Origin of the sequence: Lederbergia citrisecunda (assembly GCF_018343695.1) — a bacterium.
Taxonomy (GTDB): Bacteria; Bacillota; Bacilli; order Bacillales; family Bacillaceae_C; genus Lederbergia; species Lederbergia citrisecunda.
Genome location: NZ_JAGYPJ010000001.1, coordinates 2,602,822 through 2,620,561, shown reverse-complemented (window position 1 = coordinate 2,620,561; position 17,740 = coordinate 2,602,822). Strand labels below are relative to the sequence as shown.

15 protein-coding genes are annotated in these 17,740 nt (G+C 36.8%); all 15 read left to right on the top strand.

The features are described 5' to 3' along the window. Window positions 1-64: 64 nt before the first annotated feature. Window positions 65-1,420, top strand: coding sequence for an ABC transporter substrate-binding protein (locus tag KHA93_RS13055; RefSeq protein ID WP_213112920.1), 1,356 nt, complete (start codon window positions 65-67; stop codon window positions 1,418-1,420). Between the two features lie 57 nt (window positions 1,421-1,477). After that, on the top strand, window positions 1,478-2,389 hold the full coding sequence (locus KHA93_RS13050; protein ID WP_432806316.1) for a carbohydrate ABC transporter permease: 912 nt from the start codon (window positions 1,478-1,480) through the stop codon (window positions 2,387-2,389). A 47-nt stretch (window positions 2,390-2,436) separates the two neighbouring features. After that, on the top strand, window positions 2,437-3,285 hold the full coding sequence (locus KHA93_RS13045; protein WP_233711530.1) for a carbohydrate ABC transporter permease: 849 nt from the start codon (window positions 2,437-2,439) through the stop codon (window positions 3,283-3,285). A 115-nt stretch (window positions 3,286-3,400) separates the two neighbouring features. Then, on the top strand, window positions 3,401-5,305 hold the full coding sequence (locus tag KHA93_RS13040; protein ID WP_213111125.1) for a glycoside hydrolase family 127 protein: 1,905 nt from the start codon (window positions 3,401-3,403) through the stop codon (window positions 5,303-5,305). 404 nt (window positions 5,306-5,709) lie between these two features. Next, the gene (locus KHA93_RS13035; RefSeq protein WP_213111124.1) at window positions 5,710-6,741 is read left to right on the top strand and encodes a Gfo/Idh/MocA family protein; all 1,032 of its coding nucleotides are present in this window, start codon (window positions 5,710-5,712) and stop codon (window positions 6,739-6,741) included. Between the two features lie 15 nt (window positions 6,742-6,756). After that, complete coding sequence (locus tag KHA93_RS13030; RefSeq protein ID WP_233711151.1) at window positions 6,757-7,653, top strand: Gfo/Idh/MocA family protein; 897 nt, start codon at window positions 6,757-6,759, stop codon at window positions 7,651-7,653. Between the two features lie 15 nt (window positions 7,654-7,668). Further along, complete coding sequence (locus KHA93_RS13025; protein ID WP_233711150.1) at window positions 7,669-8,532, top strand: sugar phosphate isomerase/epimerase family protein; 864 nt, start codon at window positions 7,669-7,671, stop codon at window positions 8,530-8,532. Continuing rightward, window positions 8,529-9,287: a glucosamine-6-phosphate deaminase gene (locus tag KHA93_RS13020; RefSeq protein WP_213111123.1), complete on the top strand. Its 759-nt coding sequence runs from the start codon at window positions 8,529-8,531 to the stop codon at window positions 9,285-9,287. Before KHA93_RS13025 ends, KHA93_RS13020 begins: the two co-directional genes overlap by 4 nt. Continuing rightward, window positions 9,284-10,432, top strand: a complete 1,149-nt coding sequence (locus KHA93_RS13015) for an N-acetylglucosamine-6-phosphate deacetylase (protein WP_349772291.1) — start codon at window positions 9,284-9,286, stop codon at window positions 10,430-10,432. Before KHA93_RS13020 ends, KHA93_RS13015 begins: the two co-directional genes overlap by 4 nt. 296 nt (window positions 10,433-10,728) lie before the next feature. Next, a complete protein-coding gene (locus KHA93_RS13010; protein ID WP_213111122.1) occupies window positions 10,729-11,883 on the top strand; it encodes an ROK family protein in 1,155 nt (384 codons plus the stop codon). Next, entirely contained in the window at window positions 11,867-12,592 is a 726-nt protein-coding gene (locus tag KHA93_RS13005; RefSeq protein WP_213111121.1) for a 6-phosphogluconolactonase, read from the top strand. Before KHA93_RS13010 ends, KHA93_RS13005 begins: the two co-directional genes overlap by 17 nt. Next, window positions 12,585-13,472 carry an ROK family protein gene (locus tag KHA93_RS13000; protein WP_213111120.1) on the top strand — a complete coding sequence of 296 codons (888 nt, stop codon included), beginning with the start codon at window positions 12,585-12,587 and terminating at the stop codon, window positions 13,470-13,472. Before KHA93_RS13005 ends, KHA93_RS13000 begins: the two co-directional genes overlap by 8 nt. Window positions 13,473-13,477: 5 nt before the next feature. Then, complete coding sequence (locus KHA93_RS12995) at window positions 13,478-14,863, top strand: family 4 glycosyl hydrolase (RefSeq protein WP_213111119.1); 1,386 nt, start codon at window positions 13,478-13,480, stop codon at window positions 14,861-14,863. A gap of 92 nt (window positions 14,864-14,955) precedes the next feature. After that, the gene (locus KHA93_RS12990) at window positions 14,956-16,155 is read left to right on the top strand and encodes a GNAT family N-acetyltransferase (RefSeq protein WP_213111118.1); all 1,200 of its coding nucleotides are present in this window, start codon (window positions 14,956-14,958) and stop codon (window positions 16,153-16,155) included. A 257-nt stretch (window positions 16,156-16,412) separates the two neighbouring features. Beyond that, complete coding sequence (locus KHA93_RS12985; RefSeq protein ID WP_213111117.1) at window positions 16,413-17,702, top strand: extracellular solute-binding protein; 1,290 nt, start codon at window positions 16,413-16,415, stop codon at window positions 17,700-17,702. Window positions 17,703-17,740: the final 38 nt, after the last annotated feature.

Sequence of the window (17,740 nt, the reverse complement as noted above, 5' to 3'; positions counted from 1 at the left end):
TATGAAAAAACTGTAGGTCTGTAGTCTAAAGGCTTGTAATGAATATTAAGGGGGAACTGTAGTGATGACAAAAAAAATATGGATTTTAATTCTTACTTCTATTCTATGTATTTTTATTGCAGCATGCAGCTCAGACAATTCATCCAAGACTAGTAAAGGTAAAGATGACAGTGAAAAAGTTACGCTGAAATTCATGTATTGGGGAAGTGTATTTGAAAAGCAAGCTGTTGAAAAAATGGTAAAATCCTTTGAAGAAAAAAATCCAAATATAAAAGTCGATGCACAACATGTTCCGAATGATTATGGTACGAAAATAAATACATTAATGGCATCTGGAGATTTACCTGATGTTGCCTATTTATCAGAAGGATTAGCATTAAAATGGGCTGAAGAAGGCAAGGTTATGGATGTTACTCAATATATGTTGGAATTTGATGAATTGAAAAATCGTATCCCTGAAACCTTCTATTACTTTGATAAAGGTAAAACAATTGGTACGAATACAGCCGGAGAAATTATGAGCCTTTTTTATAATAAAGATTTATTTGCAGAGCAAGGGGTTGATTTGCCACCTGCCGATGCACAAAATGCTTGGGACTGGGGAAGCTTTGTTGAAACTGCACAAAAGTTAACGCTTGATAATCAAGGAAGAAATGCTCTAAGTCCTGATTTTGATGCTAAAAACATTGCACAATATGGAATTTCCTTCCCAACTTGGTGGGCTGGTTGGTATCCATTTTTACTTAGCAATGGAGGAGCAATTACGAACGAAGATGGAACGAAGTACACTCTTAATAGCCCTGAAGCAGTGGAAGTATTCCAAAACTTACAGGATTTAATGTACAAATACCATGTAGCGCCTACTCCTACACAAAAAGAAAACATGCCTGCAACAAGTGTACTTTTACAAACGAAAAAAGTTGCCATGGTGATTGATGGCCATTGGAATATCCTTGATTTTGGTGAAAGTAAATTAAATTATGGAATCGGGGTTCTCCCAAAATATAAAGAAGCGAAATCCGTCATATTCGGCGCTCCTACCGTTATTTTCGCAGATACGAAGCACCCTGATGAAGCGATGAAATTTTATCTATTCCACAATAATCCTGAAGAAGTGGATCTATTTGCGAAAGGACTATGGATGCCGCTAGAAGAAAAATACTATACAGAACAGGAATATATTGATAGCTGGATAAATAATGAGGTACACCCTCCGGAATTTAAAGAAGCGGTTGTTGACTACACAATGAATAATATTGAACCAGGTCCATCTTATAGCTTGAAAAACTTTGTCGAGATTGACCCTGCCATTGGAGCAGGCTTAGATCCAATATGGCTAGGCAAAAAGTCAGCAAAAGATGCGTTAGATGAACTTGAAAAAACGGTTCAACCTTTACTTCAAGGCTTATATGAGCGCTAAAAATTAGGACAGGAGGAATGTATTTCTTCCTGTCTCTTTAAAAGGGAGGGGATACTTTTGAACGTGAAGAAGAACAAAAGATCAGGTTTGTATGTTTCAGAACGAAGATGGGGAATTATTCTTGCGTTGCCTGCTATTCTAGGGTTTCTCATTTTTACACTTGGTCCAATGGTTGCTTCACTCTTTTTTAGCCTTACGGACTGGAAAATTGGTGGAGAGTTTACCTTTATTGGCCTAGAAAACTATAAAACAATGATTACCGAGGATCCTCTTTTCAAAAAATCACTTGGTGCCACTTTGTACTATTCATTAGGAAGTGTTCCGCTTGTAATAATAGTAGCCTTTATTGTGTCTCTATTACTCAATCAAAAAGTAAAAGGTCTATCTATTTTCCGGACAATCTATTACCTTCCCGTTATTGTGCCAAGTATCGCTAGCACGATGTTATGGTTATGGATTTTTAATCCTGATTTTGGATTGTTTAATTCCATGTTAAAAATGATGGGAATGCCAGGTTTGCAATGGATTTATGATGAGAGAACCGCTGTTCCTTCACTTATCTTAATGAGTACTTGGGGAATAGGGAACTCGGCAGTGATTTTTCTTGCAGGGCTGCAAGGAATTCCTACTCATTTGTTTGAAGCAGTGGATATTGATGGAGGAAATGCGTTTCATAAACTTTTATATGTGACGATTCCTTCTATGACGCCAACCATCTTTTTTAATTTAATCATGTCTTTAATAGGAACATTACAAGTCTTTAATGAAGCTTATATTATGACAAATGGTGGGCCGAATAATTCTACTTTGTTCTATGTATATTATTTGTTTAGAACTGCTTTCCAAGAAACGAAAATGGGTTATGCAAGTGCACTCGCCTGGGTTCTCTTTTTAATCATTATGCTCTTAACCTTAATCGTATTTAAAAGTTCTAAAAGTTGGGTTTATTACGAAGGTGGTGACAAGTGATGAATGGTGAATCCAATGTTAGTCTGAACAAAAAAACAAGTCCTCAAATGATAAAGGTGAGGAGAAAAAAGAAGATTTCCATTTGGCGAATCCTTGTGTATATCCTTTTGATCGCGGGAAGTATTATCATGATGTTTCCATTCGCCTGGTTGATTAGAAGCTCATTAATGGGTACAGCGCAAATTTTTACATTCCCTCCAGAATGGGTTCCAAGACCTTTTGTGTGGAGTAATTACTCTGAATCTCTGACTATTGTTCCATTTCATAAATACTTTTTAAATACGATGACGATTGAACTTTTTGCAGTTAGTGGTGTTTTGATTTCTAGTACTGTTAGTGCTTATAGTTTCGCACGATTACGTTGGCCAGGTCGGGACATTATTTTTGCTTGTGTTCTTAGTACGATGATGTTGCCTTATGCAGTTACACTCATTCCTGTTTTTATGGGGTGGAAAGCTCTTGGTGCTGTTAACACATTTTTACCATTAACAGTTCCTGCATGGTTTGGTGGTGGAGCGTTTAATATTTTCTTATTACGACAATTTTTTAGAACAATCCCAAGGGAGTTGGATGAAGCAGCTTATATGGACGGTGCTTCTCCATTGAAAGTATTAATTACCGTTATCATTCCACTATCAAAGCCGGCGATTATTGTAGTTGCACTATTTACGTTTATTGGCGCCTGGAATGACTTCCTTGGTCCTTTAATATACTTGAACGATGACTCAAAGTTTACGTTGGCATTGGGACTAGCTTCTTTTAAAGGAATGTACAATGCCCAATGGGGATATTTAATGGCGGCATCTGCAACGATTGTCGCACCAATCATTGTTTTATTCTTCTTTATGCAACGCTATTTTATTGAAGGAATAGCTTTGACAGGAACTAAAGGGTAAGAGTATGCTATCGCTAAACAATTATAGATATAGTGAGCTTTTTAGAATAATTTGAGATTTGGAGAAATCCAGGGCAAGAATTAGTAAAACTATTCGAGGGTAGGGAGGAAATAGAATGATTACAAAACAGCTTAAAAAATATAAACCGCTTTCTTTTGTAGATGTTAAAATTAATGATTCGTTTTGGGCGAAAAGAATAGAGGTTAATCGAGAACAGACAATTCCTTTTCAATACGAACAATGTAAAGCTACTGGAAGAATTGATGCGTTCAAACTAGATTGGAAACCGGGGATGGAGCCTGTACCCCATATTTTTTGGGAATCCGATGTAGCAAAATGGATTGAGGCTGCGAGTTATAGTTTGGCAACACATCCTGATGCAGAATTAGACGCTCTATTAAATGAAGTAATTGATTTAATCGCTGGGGCGCAGCAGCCGGATGGGTATTTAAATGTATATTTTACCATTGTTGAACCTGAGAAAAGATGGACGGATTTACGTGATGCACATGAGTTATATTGTGCTGGACATTTAATTGAAGCAGGTATAGCCCATTTTAAAGCAACAGGAAAGAGGACGTTGTTTGATGTTATTTGCAAGTTCGCGGATTATATTGATACTGTGTTTGGTTTAGAAGAGGGGAAAAAGAGAGGATACTGTGGGCATCAGGAAATAGAATTAGCTTTGGTTAAATTATATAGAGTGACAGGGAATGAAAATTATTTGCGATTGAGCCAATATTTCATTGATGAAAGGGGAAAACAGCCTCATTATTTTGATTTAGAGAAAAAAATACAGCCGGGATTTTTCGATCCTTTTATGAATAGTCATCAAGATAAGAATGCTTATAATCAGTCTCATAAACCAGTGAGGGAACAAGATAAAGTGGTTGGGCATGCGGTGAGGGCTTTATATATGTACTCTGCGATGGCTGATCTTGCTGGAGAACTAGGAGATGAGAGCCTGCTTCAAGCGTGTGAACGATTATGGGATAATCTTCATAATAAAAATATGTATATCACAGGTGGAATAGGATCGACGCGTGCGAATGAAGGTTTTACTTTTGATTATGATTTGCCAAATGAAACGGCGTATGGTGAAACATGTGCGGCCGTTGCGGTTGTTTTTTGGAATCATCGTCTCCTTCAGCTGGACTGTGATGGGAAATATGCGGATGCTTTAGAGCGAGCACTTTATAATGGGGTTATTAGTGGAATTTCGTTAGATGGGAAAAAATTCTTTTATGAAAATCCATTAGCAAGTTTAGGGAATGTACATAGAAGGGATTGGTTTGGTTGTGCTTGCTGTCCGCCAAATGTTGCGAGATTGCTAGCTTCATTAGGTGAATATGTATATTCCCAAAATGATCATGAAATCGCGACTCATTTATATGTAGAAGGAAGCGGAAAATTTAACATTCAAAGTCAAGAAGTCGTATTGCACCAGAAAACAAACTATCCTTGGGATGGGGAAATTACTTTTAATTTTGAAGTAGGAACACCGGAAAAAATCGGACTGAAATTGAGAATACCCGATTGGTGTCAAGATGCGCTTTTGGAAGTAAACGGAGAGAATGTTGAAATCGCAGATAAGCTTGATAAAGGATACGTAACCATTGAAAAAGAATGGACAAACGATGATACAGTAAAGCTCATTTTAGCCATGCCAGCTCAACGTTTTTATTCAAATCCAAAAGTTCGTCAAAATATAAATCACATTGCAATCCAAAAAGGACCTGTTGTCTATTGCTTAGAATCCACTGACAATATCGAACCCCTTCAAAAAATTAGCATATGTAGAGATAGCGGTTTTGTTGAAGAATACATTCCTGAGCTCCTTGATGGAGTTGTTAAAATTACAGGCAAGGGAATGGTAATGGATGATAATGATTGGGATAACAAACTCTATAAACCTGTAAAACCTGATGCTTCTCCTTTTACATTTACAGCGGTTCCTTACTATTCGTGGGATAATCGTGAGCCAGGAGAGATGCGGGTATGGATTCCGGAGATGGGTTGATTAATAGATCGGTGTTCTGTAAAAAGTTAGCTTTTTATTGAGTTTTTTAAATGACAAATAATACTGTGAAAGAGAATCTGTGAAATTTTGGCACCCCCTGTTAGAATGGGGGTGTTTAATATTTAAAGGAGCAACTGGTGAATACCTTCAAAAATCCATATTTTTAGTCGCAGGAAAGTAAAGGATATTCATCTAATTGTGGTAGCCTAGGCTTTTTTAAGGAAAACTAAGAGGATTTTATCATTTGAAATAGAATGTCATAAAGAGGAACATTTCTAATGCACTTAAGAATAGATTTATAATTAGTCCTAACCATAATGTTAGTGTTCAATTTTGGAAAGCGTTTTAATTTATCGTTTTTTTAGATAAGAAATATCAAACTAATACATAAAGGAGTGTCTTTCATGACCACCAAATTGAAATTCGCGATTGTTGGAGCTGGTGTGATTGCGCCTTTTCATGCAAAGGCGATTACGGCTAATAAAGAAGCTGAATTAGTTGCAATTTGTGATACTGGAAAAGAAAAGGCAGAAACATTAGCTAAGGAATTTTCTGTTTCAAAAACATATACCGATTATGAAACAATGTTCAAGGAAGAAGAGATTGATATCGTATCCGTTTGTATGCCAAGTGGACTTCATGCGGAGGTAGCGATTGCTGCAGCGAAGTCAGGGATCCATGTTCTCTGTGAAAAGCCATTAGATATCACGAAAGAAAAAATGACTGAAATGATTAAAGTGTGTAGAGAAAATAAAGTGAAATTAGGATGTGTTTATCAAAGAAGGATGTTGGATGCGGCCATCATAACGCGTAAAGCGATTCAAGAAGGTAAGCTTGGGAAACTTGTCCTTGGTGATGCTTATTTAAAATATTATCGTAGTCCGGAATACTATGCGAGTGCTGGTTGGAGAGGAACTTGGGAATTGGATGGCGGTGGTGCCCTTATGAACCAAGGGGTACATGGAATTGACCTTATCCAATGGATGGTTGGTGATGTTGAATCTGTATTCGCTTACACCGCTCCGTTAGTTAGAAATATTGAAGTGGAAGATACTGCAGTAATTGCGGTCAAATATAAAAATGGTGCATTCGGGGTCATTCAAGGGACAACTTCTGTTTATCCTGGACAAGAGACAAGATTTGAAATACATGGGGAAAATGGTTCGATTATTTTTGCCGATAGTGGCTTTAAACATTGGGAATTTCTTGATAGTGGTGAAGCGATTCCACAGGTTGGTGACAGTGAAGGTGGAAGCAGTGATCCAAAGGCAATTTCAGATGAGGGACATTATGCTTTTGTTGATGATATCATTCAGGCTGTTCGTGAGGATCGTGAACCTCTCGTACCAGGTGAGGATGCGCGAAAAGCAGTTGATTTAATTTTAGCGATCTATGAGTCTTCGAGAACAGGAAAAGAAGTAAAAGTAAATCCTTAAAGGGAGCTGGTTCTCTTGAGTAAAATCAAAATTGGAATGATTGGGCTGGATACCTCACATGTTATTGCATTTACAAAGCTCCTGAATGATCCTAAACATGATCATCATGTTGCAGGAGGAGAAGTTATTGTTGCGTTCCCAGGTGGGTCAGATATGGAATTTAGCTATACTCGTGTAGATGGCTATACACAAGAAATGCGTGACCATTTTTGTGTTAAAATTGTTCAGACTCCTGAAGAGGTAGTGGAAGAGAGTGACGCTATTTTGCTAGAGTCTGTTGATGGTCGAGTCCATCTTGAACAATTTAGTAGAATTGCATCGTTTAAGAAACCTACTTTTATTGATAAACCATTTTCCACTTCGTCAGGTGATGCGAAGAAAATTATCCAATTAGCTGAACAGTTCGGGACCCCTATAATGAGTTGTTCATCGCTAAGATACTCAGAAGGGTTAACGACAGCCCTTGATAATGGCGAAGGTGGTAATATTTTCGGTGTCGATTGCTATGGCCCACTGGCAATGGAGCCAACCCATGGCTTATTTTGGTATGGAATTCATACGGTAGAAATGCTTTATCGAGTGTTAGGTCCGGGATGCGAAAAAGTAACGGTTATGAATAATGATGATCATGATCTGATTGTTGGAGAATGGAAGGATGGCAGAATTGGAAGTATTCGAGGAAATCGAAAAGGCAATTCTTCATTTGGCGCATTGATTCATCGTGAAGATGGGACACAATACGTTGATGTTAATGCTGATAAAAAACCGTATTATGCGTCTCTTTTAGAGGAAATCATCCAATTTTTTAAATACGGAAAGTCCCCAATTAATAACTTAGAAACATTGGAGATTACTAAATTTTTAGAGGCTGCGAATGAAAGTCGTGAAACGGGAAAAACCGTGAAACTTTAGACAGGAGTGAGAACATTGATTTTTGATCGACTCGGGGTATTGACGGACGAGGTATCACAAAACGTAACGGAAGCGTTCGACTGGGCAGTAAGCAATGGCTTAAAACATGTAGAAATTAGGATGGTAAATGGTAAAAATATCGCTGATTTTTCCGATGAGGAATTAGATCAATTGCTTTTTGAAGTTGAAAAAAGAGGATTATACATTTCGGCAATCGCCTCACCTATTTTCAAATGCGCTCTCGATCTTTCAAGAGCTGTTGCTTCTGGAGATATGTTCGGGCAAAAAGAGGAAAGTGTTGAAAATCATTTTATGAAACTTGAAAGAGTATTTGAAATCTGTAAAAAATTAAAGGCTGATAAAATTAGAATATTTTCCTTTTGGAGAGAGGAAAATCCTTCATTATACGAGGCAGAAATTATTGAGCATCTCAGGAAAGCTGCTAGAATTGCGGGTGAAAAAGGAATTTTATTGTTATTGGAAAACGAAAATGCCTGTAATGGTGGTTATGCATCTGAAGTCGCTAGTTTCGTTCGGCAGGTTGATTCGCCTAACTTAAAGGTTTTATGGGACCCGGGAAATGAAGCATACGGGGGAAAATCCGCTTTTCCAGAAGGATACAATCAGGTGAGAGGACTTATTGGTCATGTTCATTTAAAGGATGCTTTCATTGATGAGAACGGCCTATCAAAATGTGTTCCTATTGGTGAAGGGAGTGTACCTTTTATCGACCAGCTTCAAGCCCTTAAACATGATGGGTACGAAGGACTTTTTACGATTGAGACGCATTATATACCTGAAGGTGGTACAGCAAAAGAGGGCACTCAAATGACTTTGGAAGGCTTGCAAAAAATATTGGGAATCGAGTGTGAAAAATGAGTATTACTGTAGAACAAGTTGAAAATTTGGTCGTGCAGGTATATGAGACTCGTGTGGATTTAGGGAAAGCAGCTGCCATTCAGGTTTCTGCTAAGATAAAAGAACTTTTGGAAAAACAGGATACGGTTCGAATGATTTTTGCGGCAGCACCTTCTCAAAATGAATTTTTTGAAATGGTGAAAAGAGATTCCGAGATTGATTGGACTCGGGTTGTCTCATTCCATATGGACGAATATATAGGACTTAAGCCAAATGCTCCACAAAGTTTTGGGGTCTTTTTGAAGGAGAAGCTTTTCGATGAAGTAAAACCGGGAACCGTACATTTGATGGACAGCTCACGTGATGTGAATGATGAGCTTTTACGCTATGAAAAACTTATGCAGGAAGAGGAAATTGATATTGTTTGTCTAGGGATTGGAGAAAATGGACATCTCGCCTTTAACGATCCTCCTGTCGCTGATTTTAACGATCCTAAATTGATAAAAGTTGTTAAGTTGGATGAAGTTTGCCGACAGCAACAGGTGAATGATGGTTGTTTTGAAACAATTTACGACGTGCCTACTCACGCGATTACTTTAACGATTCCAGCATTAATGTCAGGAAAACATTTATTCTGTATTGTTCCTGGCCCTACAAAAAGGCAAGCGGTAAGAGGAGTGTTGGAAGGGCCAATATCTACGGAAAATCCTGCGACCATTTTACGCCGTCATCCAAGTTGTATCCTTTTTTTAGATAAGGAATCGTATGGCAAATGAAGATGACAATAAAAGGAGTTCACTTTGCAACAGGCAAATCCATTTCTGTCACGATTGATGAAGGAAAAATAAGTAATATCTCTGGTGAAAATAACGATTCTCCTTATTACATAGCACCAGGGCTCGTTGATTTACAAATTAATGGGTATCACGGCTATGACTTTAATACTCTACCATTTACAGAAGATCTTGTTACACAAATTACTGAAGCATTATGGAAAGAAGGGGTCACTTCCTTTTATCCAACAATTATCACGAATAGCGATGATACTATAGAAAAAGCTGTGAAAACAATAGCTTCGGTATGTGAAAAGAATGATATTATTGGAAAATGTATTCCAGGGATACATATTGAGGGTCCATTCATTTCACCAGAGGATGGTCCTAGAGGGGCACATGGGAAAGAATTCGTAAAGGCACCTGATTGGGAGCTTTTTCAAAGGTGGCAAGAAGCGGCAAACGGGAGAATTAAAATTATTACCCTATCACCAGAGTGGCCAGAGTCTGTTGAGTTTATCGAGAAATGTGTAGGGAGCGGTGTTGTTGTTTCAATAGGACATACTGCCGCGACCCCTGAACAAATAAGGGAGGCCGTTGCAGCTGGTGCCAAAATGTCTACTCATCTAGGTAATGGAGCTCACTTGATGCTGCCTCGCCATCCGAACTATATATGGGAACAATTAGCACAGGATGACTTGTGGACATGTCTCATTTCTGATGGATTTCATCTTCCAGAATCTTTTTTAAAAGTTGCAATGAAAGTAAAAGGTCAACGTTCCATGTTAGTTAGTGATGCAGTATATTTGAGTGGTCTTGCTCCCGGACATTATGACACTCATATTGGCGGTCAAGTCGTTTTAACGCCCGAAGGTAAGCTGCATACAAAGGACAATCCAAAAATCTTGGCCGGATCTGCACAAATGTTAAAAGAAGGAATCTCACATCTCTATAAAAGTGGGTTAACAAGTTTATCTGAAGCATGGGAAATGGCGTCGATAAGGCCTTCTGCTTTTACGGGATTGCCTACGTTGGAAGGGCTAAGGAAGAACGCACCCGCGGATCTAGTTGTTTTTCAGTGGAATGAAAATCGAGTGAAGGTAGTGCAAACATATAAAGCGGGAAAGCTCGTTTATTCGGTGGGTTGAGACATAATCAAGTCATTTTGATACTCGGTTTCTGACACAAATCATGCTTTATATGGATTTCATCGTGAATATGGTGTATATTCGCGATGAAACCTACTTTTATTCTGATTTCATTATGAATGAAGCGTAATTCAAAAGTAAATTCCAATATTATTCCAAATTTAGTTGATATCATATTGACACTCAGAATAGTATGTATATAATAATTTTTAAATAAGTTAAATGTTCAATATATTTTTTTGGATAATTATTTAAGTTTATTAATTAATGTAGTTTAGTATTTAAGGAGCACTGAAATGAAGTCTTACTTACCGAATGATATTAAAGATGAAAACAGAAAAATTATTTTCGATATCCTCCTGCAACATCCAGAATTAGCAAAAGTAGAGATTACAGAAAAGACAGCGATTAGTTTTGTGACCGTAAGTAAAATAGTTAATTTTTTTGAATCAGTCGGAATCTTAAAGGCGACTGGCGAGAGCCGTGAAGGGTCGGGCGGACTAGGAAGAAAAAGGACCGTTTATCGATTTGTTGAAAACAGTTATGTGACGATTGGTGTTCAAATAATAGGAAATAAGATCACTGCCGTCCTCGTAAATTTATATAGCCAAGTGATCGATACATATTCTCTAGAAACGGAAATTCCATTTTATCATGAAGATTTTTCGGAGATTTTTGAAAAAATCATTAATCGAATGAAGACAAAAGCATCAGAATTAAACAGTGTCGTTTTGGGAATTGGAATTGGCGTAGATGGAGCAATTAATACTCGAAAAAAGACAATAAGAATGAAAACAAAAGAATATAAGGAACAGGACTTTTACTATGAGGAAATCATTAGGAATTTAACAAGTAAAGTACAGTTGCCCATCATTCTTGAGAACGACGTTAATGCTTCAACGGTGGCTGAATTTAGAAATTTAGAGAATAACGGAACTGCTTCTACGGATTTAGTCCATATCACGTTAGGGGATGGGATAGGTGCAGGCATCATTATAAACAAAAAACTGCACAGAGGATTTAATGCTAGTGCTGGAGAATTGGAATATTTGTGTTTTGATGAGAATTATAAGAAAGATCCTTCTTCCGTCGGGTGGCTGGAAAGTAAGATAGGAATTAAAAACCTACATCAAACTTTCGACTTGAGTTCTGATTACGACATAAAAGCTTGTATCGACCTTATTTCTAAAAATCTCGCATTAGCCATTACGAGCATTATCAGTATATTGGATATTGATCAAATCATAATAGGTGGAAAGACGATAGCATTATTTTCTGATGCTATTTTAGACCATACAAAGAAATATGTAGAACAATATACAGAATGGTCTCCGAATATATCAGTCAGTTATTTAGAACATTCAACCGCACTCGGAGCGGCTATTCTAATGCTTCAACAGGAGATACTAAAAGTAATTTCGGGAAGTGAACATAATGATAAAGATATTTGAAAGTGCAGAGGAAGTTGCAAATAAAATTGCTGAGGAAATGAACCATAATTTAATGAAGGATGAAAATCCCGTTTTTTGTTTGGCCTCAGGGAGTACACCCCAAAAAGGTTATCAAAAGTTTGCAGAAAACGTTGATAACGAAAAGAAGAAGCTTAAAATTGTTAGTTTAGATGAATGGGTGGGAATTGATAGAGATTCTGAAGGAAGTTGCTATCAAATGCTAAACAACGATTTATTTTCGTTATTGCAATTAGATGAAGAACAAATTCATTTTTTTAATGGTACTTCACAAGACTTACAGGAACAATGTAGAAGAATTGATCGATTTATTGAAGAATACCCGATTACGTTTAGTTTAATGGGTGTCGGAATGAACGGACATATTGGGTTAAATGAGCCGGGGTATCCAGTTTTAAATCATAGCTCCATTGTAAAACTATCGGAAACAACAAAGACAGTCGCCCAAAAATACTTCAATCAACCGACGCATTTAGAGGAAGGAATTACGTTGGGCTTACAGCAAATTATCAACAGTAAACGGGTTATTGTCGTGATCACGGGAGAACATAAGGCTGACATAGTAAAGGAAATTTTTGCTAATCAAGAAGCGAATCTGCCAGCTCAAGAGCTTCTTGGTTACGATCATATCGATTTCTACTTAGATATGGATGCAGCGAAGTATATTAGTAGGAGTCCAAATAATGTGTAATGGTGTGATTGGAGTAGATATAGGGGGTACGAATATACGAGTCGGTTTTCTTGACGAGAATCTTCAGTTAGTTCGAAAAGAAACAGCATTACAAAATCAATTTAGTGATGCAGATGACATGTTTACATACATTAGAGAAATGATCAGCAGGGTAGATCCTGATGGAAAAGCGAATAAGATAGGGATTGCTATGCCAGTTCCTTGGAGAGAGGATGTAGAATTTATTGTTGATGCCACCAACATCCCTTTTCTAGAAAAAATGAGTGTTGAAAAAATCCGTTCTTTTTTTCCAGGCTATGCTGTTTATTTTGAGAACGACGTAAATGTTATTGCGTTACTAGAAGCAAGGTATGGAGCCTCTAAAGAGTATAAACACTCAATGTACATAACAATCAGCACAGGAATTGGAAGTGGCATTGTTTTAAACAATAAAATATTTCATGGAGCTCATGGCTATGCAGGTGAGATTGGAAGTATGATTGTTTCCAACTTTGATAGATCTTTAGAATCCTTGTGTAGTGGTCAAGCTCTAGAACACGCTAGTAAAAATTTGTATGGTAATGAAGCAACAACAAGTTTATTGTTTGAAAAATATCAAGCAAAAGATAAAAATGCGGTAGAAACTATTGAACTATGGATTGAACACTTTTCAAGTGCCATTGCTTCATTAATGCAAACGATTGATCCCGATATGTTTGTTTTTGGAGGAGCGGTCATTTACAACAATCAATGGTTAATTGGAAAAATTATTGAAAGTGCTGAAAAAAAGTTGCTCCTCAACTTAAGAGGCAAAATAAACATTGTAATGACCAACTTTGGTCCCGATGCAGGAATAATAGGGGCAGGTAATATAGCAATGGAAAAATCAAAAGGGGAATGATGAGTATGAAAAAGATGAAAGTAACATTAGTTGGAGCAGGGAGTTTATCTTTTGCCTTAGGAGCCCTTCAAGACATGGTGTTATCGGATCGATTAAAAAATCAAGTAGATTTGGAAATCACTCTTATGGATATTGTTGAAGAAAATATAAATAGAACTTACAAATATGCTACAGAAATGTTTTCTTCATTTTCACATCCAGCACACATTACACAAACAACGAATTTAGAAGAAGCTCTTAAAGATGCTAATTTTGTTATTGTTGCGATTGAGGTTAACAGATATTTTTACTGGTCTCAAGATTTTCATATTCCTCGTCGCTATGGAAGTAAGCAAATTTACGGAGAAAATGGTGGACCTGGTTCTATGTTCCATACATTAAGAAATCTTGGTCCTATGCTTGAAATTGCTAAAACAATGGAAAAGGTTTGTCCAGATGCTTGGTTTATTAATTTCACGAATCCTGAGGCGAAGCTGGTGGAAGCCATTTCGAAATTAACATCCATAAAAATTGTTGGTCTTTGCCATGGATTAGATATGGGAATCGACCAGATTTCTCAGTTTTTAGAAATGGATATTGAGGATATTGGAGTTGAAGGTGGGGGCTTGAATCACTTTGGCTTCTTTACAAAAATTTGGAACAAGAAAACAGGCGAAGATTTATATCCATTATTTTATGAAAAAGAAAAGAAAGCAGACCGCTTAGCCCAATTTGATCATATCTCACTTTCTAGAACGATGTATCATACGTACGGTTACTATCCATATCCTGGTACAAACCATATTGGAGAGTACGTTTCATACGCTGGTGATTTTTACGCAGGGTTAGCGTTACAGTATCGTTATGACCCAATTAGAGAAAAATTATGGGAAAAAGATTCAAGAGTACCGGATTTTATATATTGTGCGAGTGGTCATTCCTTGGATAAAGGGTTATTTTCAGAAGATATGACGCAAGAAGAATGGATTGAAGAAACTTTTAAATTTGATAAAGATAAAGTCCAAAAAAGTAATGAATATGCAATTCCAATTATTGAGGCTATCTTTTTCGACGACGAAATTCAATTAAACTCAGTAAATATGCAAAATAATAGTGCCATCAAAGGACTTCCTGACGATATGGTAGTAGAAACGCAGGCCATTGTGAATGGACAAGGAATTAAATTAGTCCCAATGACCGTTGAACTACCTACTGCGATTATTGGAACGATTCATATTCAAGGAACCATTCATAAACTATTGCTTGAGGCATTTGTAGAACAGTCGAAAACAAAACTATTGCAAGCTATTCTTCTAGATCCACAAGCGCCAAGCTATTACCAAGCATGCGCCATGATTGACGAGATGTGTGAGTTGCAGAAGGATATTTTGCCGAAATTGGAGTGGAAGTAGTTATACCAGGCACTATCAATTTCTAATTGTTTAGTGCCTGACAATCAAATAATAAGCTAATTGAAATTATGTGAAGAGAGGTGAACAAGTAATTGGAGAAAATAGAAGTTCGAGCTGTAAGAAATAGAGACGAACTAAATAAAGCATACGATATCTGGGGGCAAGTTTTCCGGGAAGATAGGTCATTTTTCCAAGAGCGCTTAGATTATGACAATTCCTATGATATGAATACAACTTGGATAGCAAAGGTCAATGGAAATATAGCAGCATCTGTACAAATATTCCCCTATAATATTACTTTTGAGAATTCAATGCTAAAGGTAGGCGGGATTGGAAGTGTAGGAACCCTTCCGGAATATAGAGGGAGAGGTCTCACTCAGACAATTATGAGAAGGCAAACTGATTGGATGAAATCCAATAGTTATGATTTATCCTTACTTTTTACAGATATCAATCCATTTTATCAGAAAGTTGGCTGGGGTACTGTACCGGTATATTCTTATAGCTTGGGTATTTCGAATATTCCTGAATTTATGCCGGATTCACAATATGATATTAAACAATTTGCTAAGACTGATTTGAATCAAATAAAAGACCTATATCAAGACTTTTGTCAGAATTATATTGGTACATGGATAAGATCAAGTGACTATTGGGACGGTCAGCTTAAATGGAGACACGAAAACCCTTCAGAATTTTTAGTTGCTAAAAGCCATGAAAAAGTAGTTGCCTATTTAAGAGTTAGTAATAGAGATGACATTTTAGTGATAAATGAGTGTTGTTTTCAAAAAGGTCATGAAAATGCGGTTTTTATTTTATTAAAAGAAATGTGTAAGGATGTTCAAAGAAACAAACAAATACGTATAACATTTGCTCCCAATCATTTATTAACTCACTATTTTCAAAGATGGGGGGCAGAAAAAAAAATAGTAACTTCAGAAATGTGGAAAGTAATTAATTTAAAAGGGTTATTAGTAAAAATAAAGAATGTACTAACTAAAAGGATTTACTCTGCAAAAAAGTTGGGACTAGAGATAGATAACTGTATCTATCTAATTGAATGTGGTAACTCAGAGATTTTACTAGAAATTAAAGGGGACGCTGTAAACATAAAAGATCCCTCTGAACATATTGCTTATAATCAATTGTTGAAATTTAATGAAAGGGAATTCATATCCATGCTATTTAATGGTGCAGGGAACATAAATATCAAAGGATATATGGATGATAAATTATTAAATATTCTATTTCCAGCAGTGCCTTATAATTTTTGGGGAACAGATTCTTTTTAAAAATATAAGAAAGTATAAATTTTTGAATCTAGGCTTTTGCTGTCCAACTCTAGGCGCCATCGGCTGGAGGCAAATACCAGCGCCACTAAAAGTCAAGGAGCGACTTTTTGCGTCTCAGAACATTTGCTTGTCGGCGATTACGGGCACCTTGCGCTTTTCTTGTGTAAAACAATTATAGGAGGAGTTATAAAGTCATGGTATTTTATTGAATTAAATTTTTGGATAATTTTTTATTATTTAAAAAGGGGGACTATTAAGTGAAAAGTCGAATTTTGTCATTAATAGCATTACTTTTAACAATTAGTTTAATAACTGCTTGTTCAGGCAGTGGAACAACATCGGATTCAGGTGGGAAAAATAGTGGCAAGGAATTTGAAGGAGTTGTCCTTCGTACGATTGGTGGTCCAGACGAAAAGGGCTACTGGGCTAAAGTAAATAAAGAATTTGAAGAACAGACAGGCATTAAAATCGAAAGGGATACGGTGCCATACGGGCAGGAAACACAAAAATTAGTAAATTCATTCTTAGCTGGGGGAGCAAGTTACGATATATTTGTAACCGATGTTATTGATGTCCCTCAATATGTAGCCGCTGGTTGGGTAGAGCCTGTTGACCAATGGATTACCGAGGAAATGAAAGAGGATTTGCTTCCATTTGCAAAAAGTGCGGTTGTTTATAATGACAAGTGGTATGGGTTACCCTACGCGTCAGAGTGGAAGTCATTCGTTTATAACAAAGAAATACTTCAAAAGGGTGGCTTTAATGAACCTCCTAAAACATGGGATGAGTTTATAGAAGTTAGCCAAAGTTTACAAGATCAAGGTCTAGTCAAATATGCTTCATCTTGGTCTTGGCTGCAAGGAGAAGCACTAATTTGCGATTTTACAGCTATAGCTGCTTCGATGGGATCCACATTATTTGATGAAGATGCCAATCCTACTTTTAATAATGAAAACGGTATCAGAGCATTACAATTAATGGTGGATATGGTTCATAAATATAAAATTGTTGATCCTGCATCACTTACATTTTCTGAAGGTCCAGTAGGAGATGCAATGGCAGCTGGTGATATTGCTTTTGAATTACAATGGGGAATTCCAACAGTTGAATTAAATAATGAAGAACAGTCAAAGGTAGTAGGACAAATTGAAGCTTCACTTATGCCATATGAAGTAAAACCAGCGACTATTTCAGGTCCTATGGCATTTTCCATCTCTTCTGGTTCTAAAAATAAAGAGGCTTCTTGGAAATATATCGAGTATATTGCAGGTCAGGAAGGTTCAAAACGGGCTACATTAGAAAATGGAATGTTCCCAGGGTGGAAGAGTATCTATGAAGACCCAGAAGTAAAAGAAAAGGTGCCAGCTTTGCAAGATATTATTAATCAAGGAGAAAATGCTGTGAATAGACCAGCAGTACCTTGGTATAAAGAATGGTCATCTATGATGCAGGTCGAACTGCAAAATGCATTAACACAAAAGAAAACTCCTGAACAAGCTTTAGAAGATGCAACTCAAAAAACATTAAAAATTATTAGTGAAAACTAGTTTTATTTGATAAGGGCTCTTTACATGAGAGCCCTTTT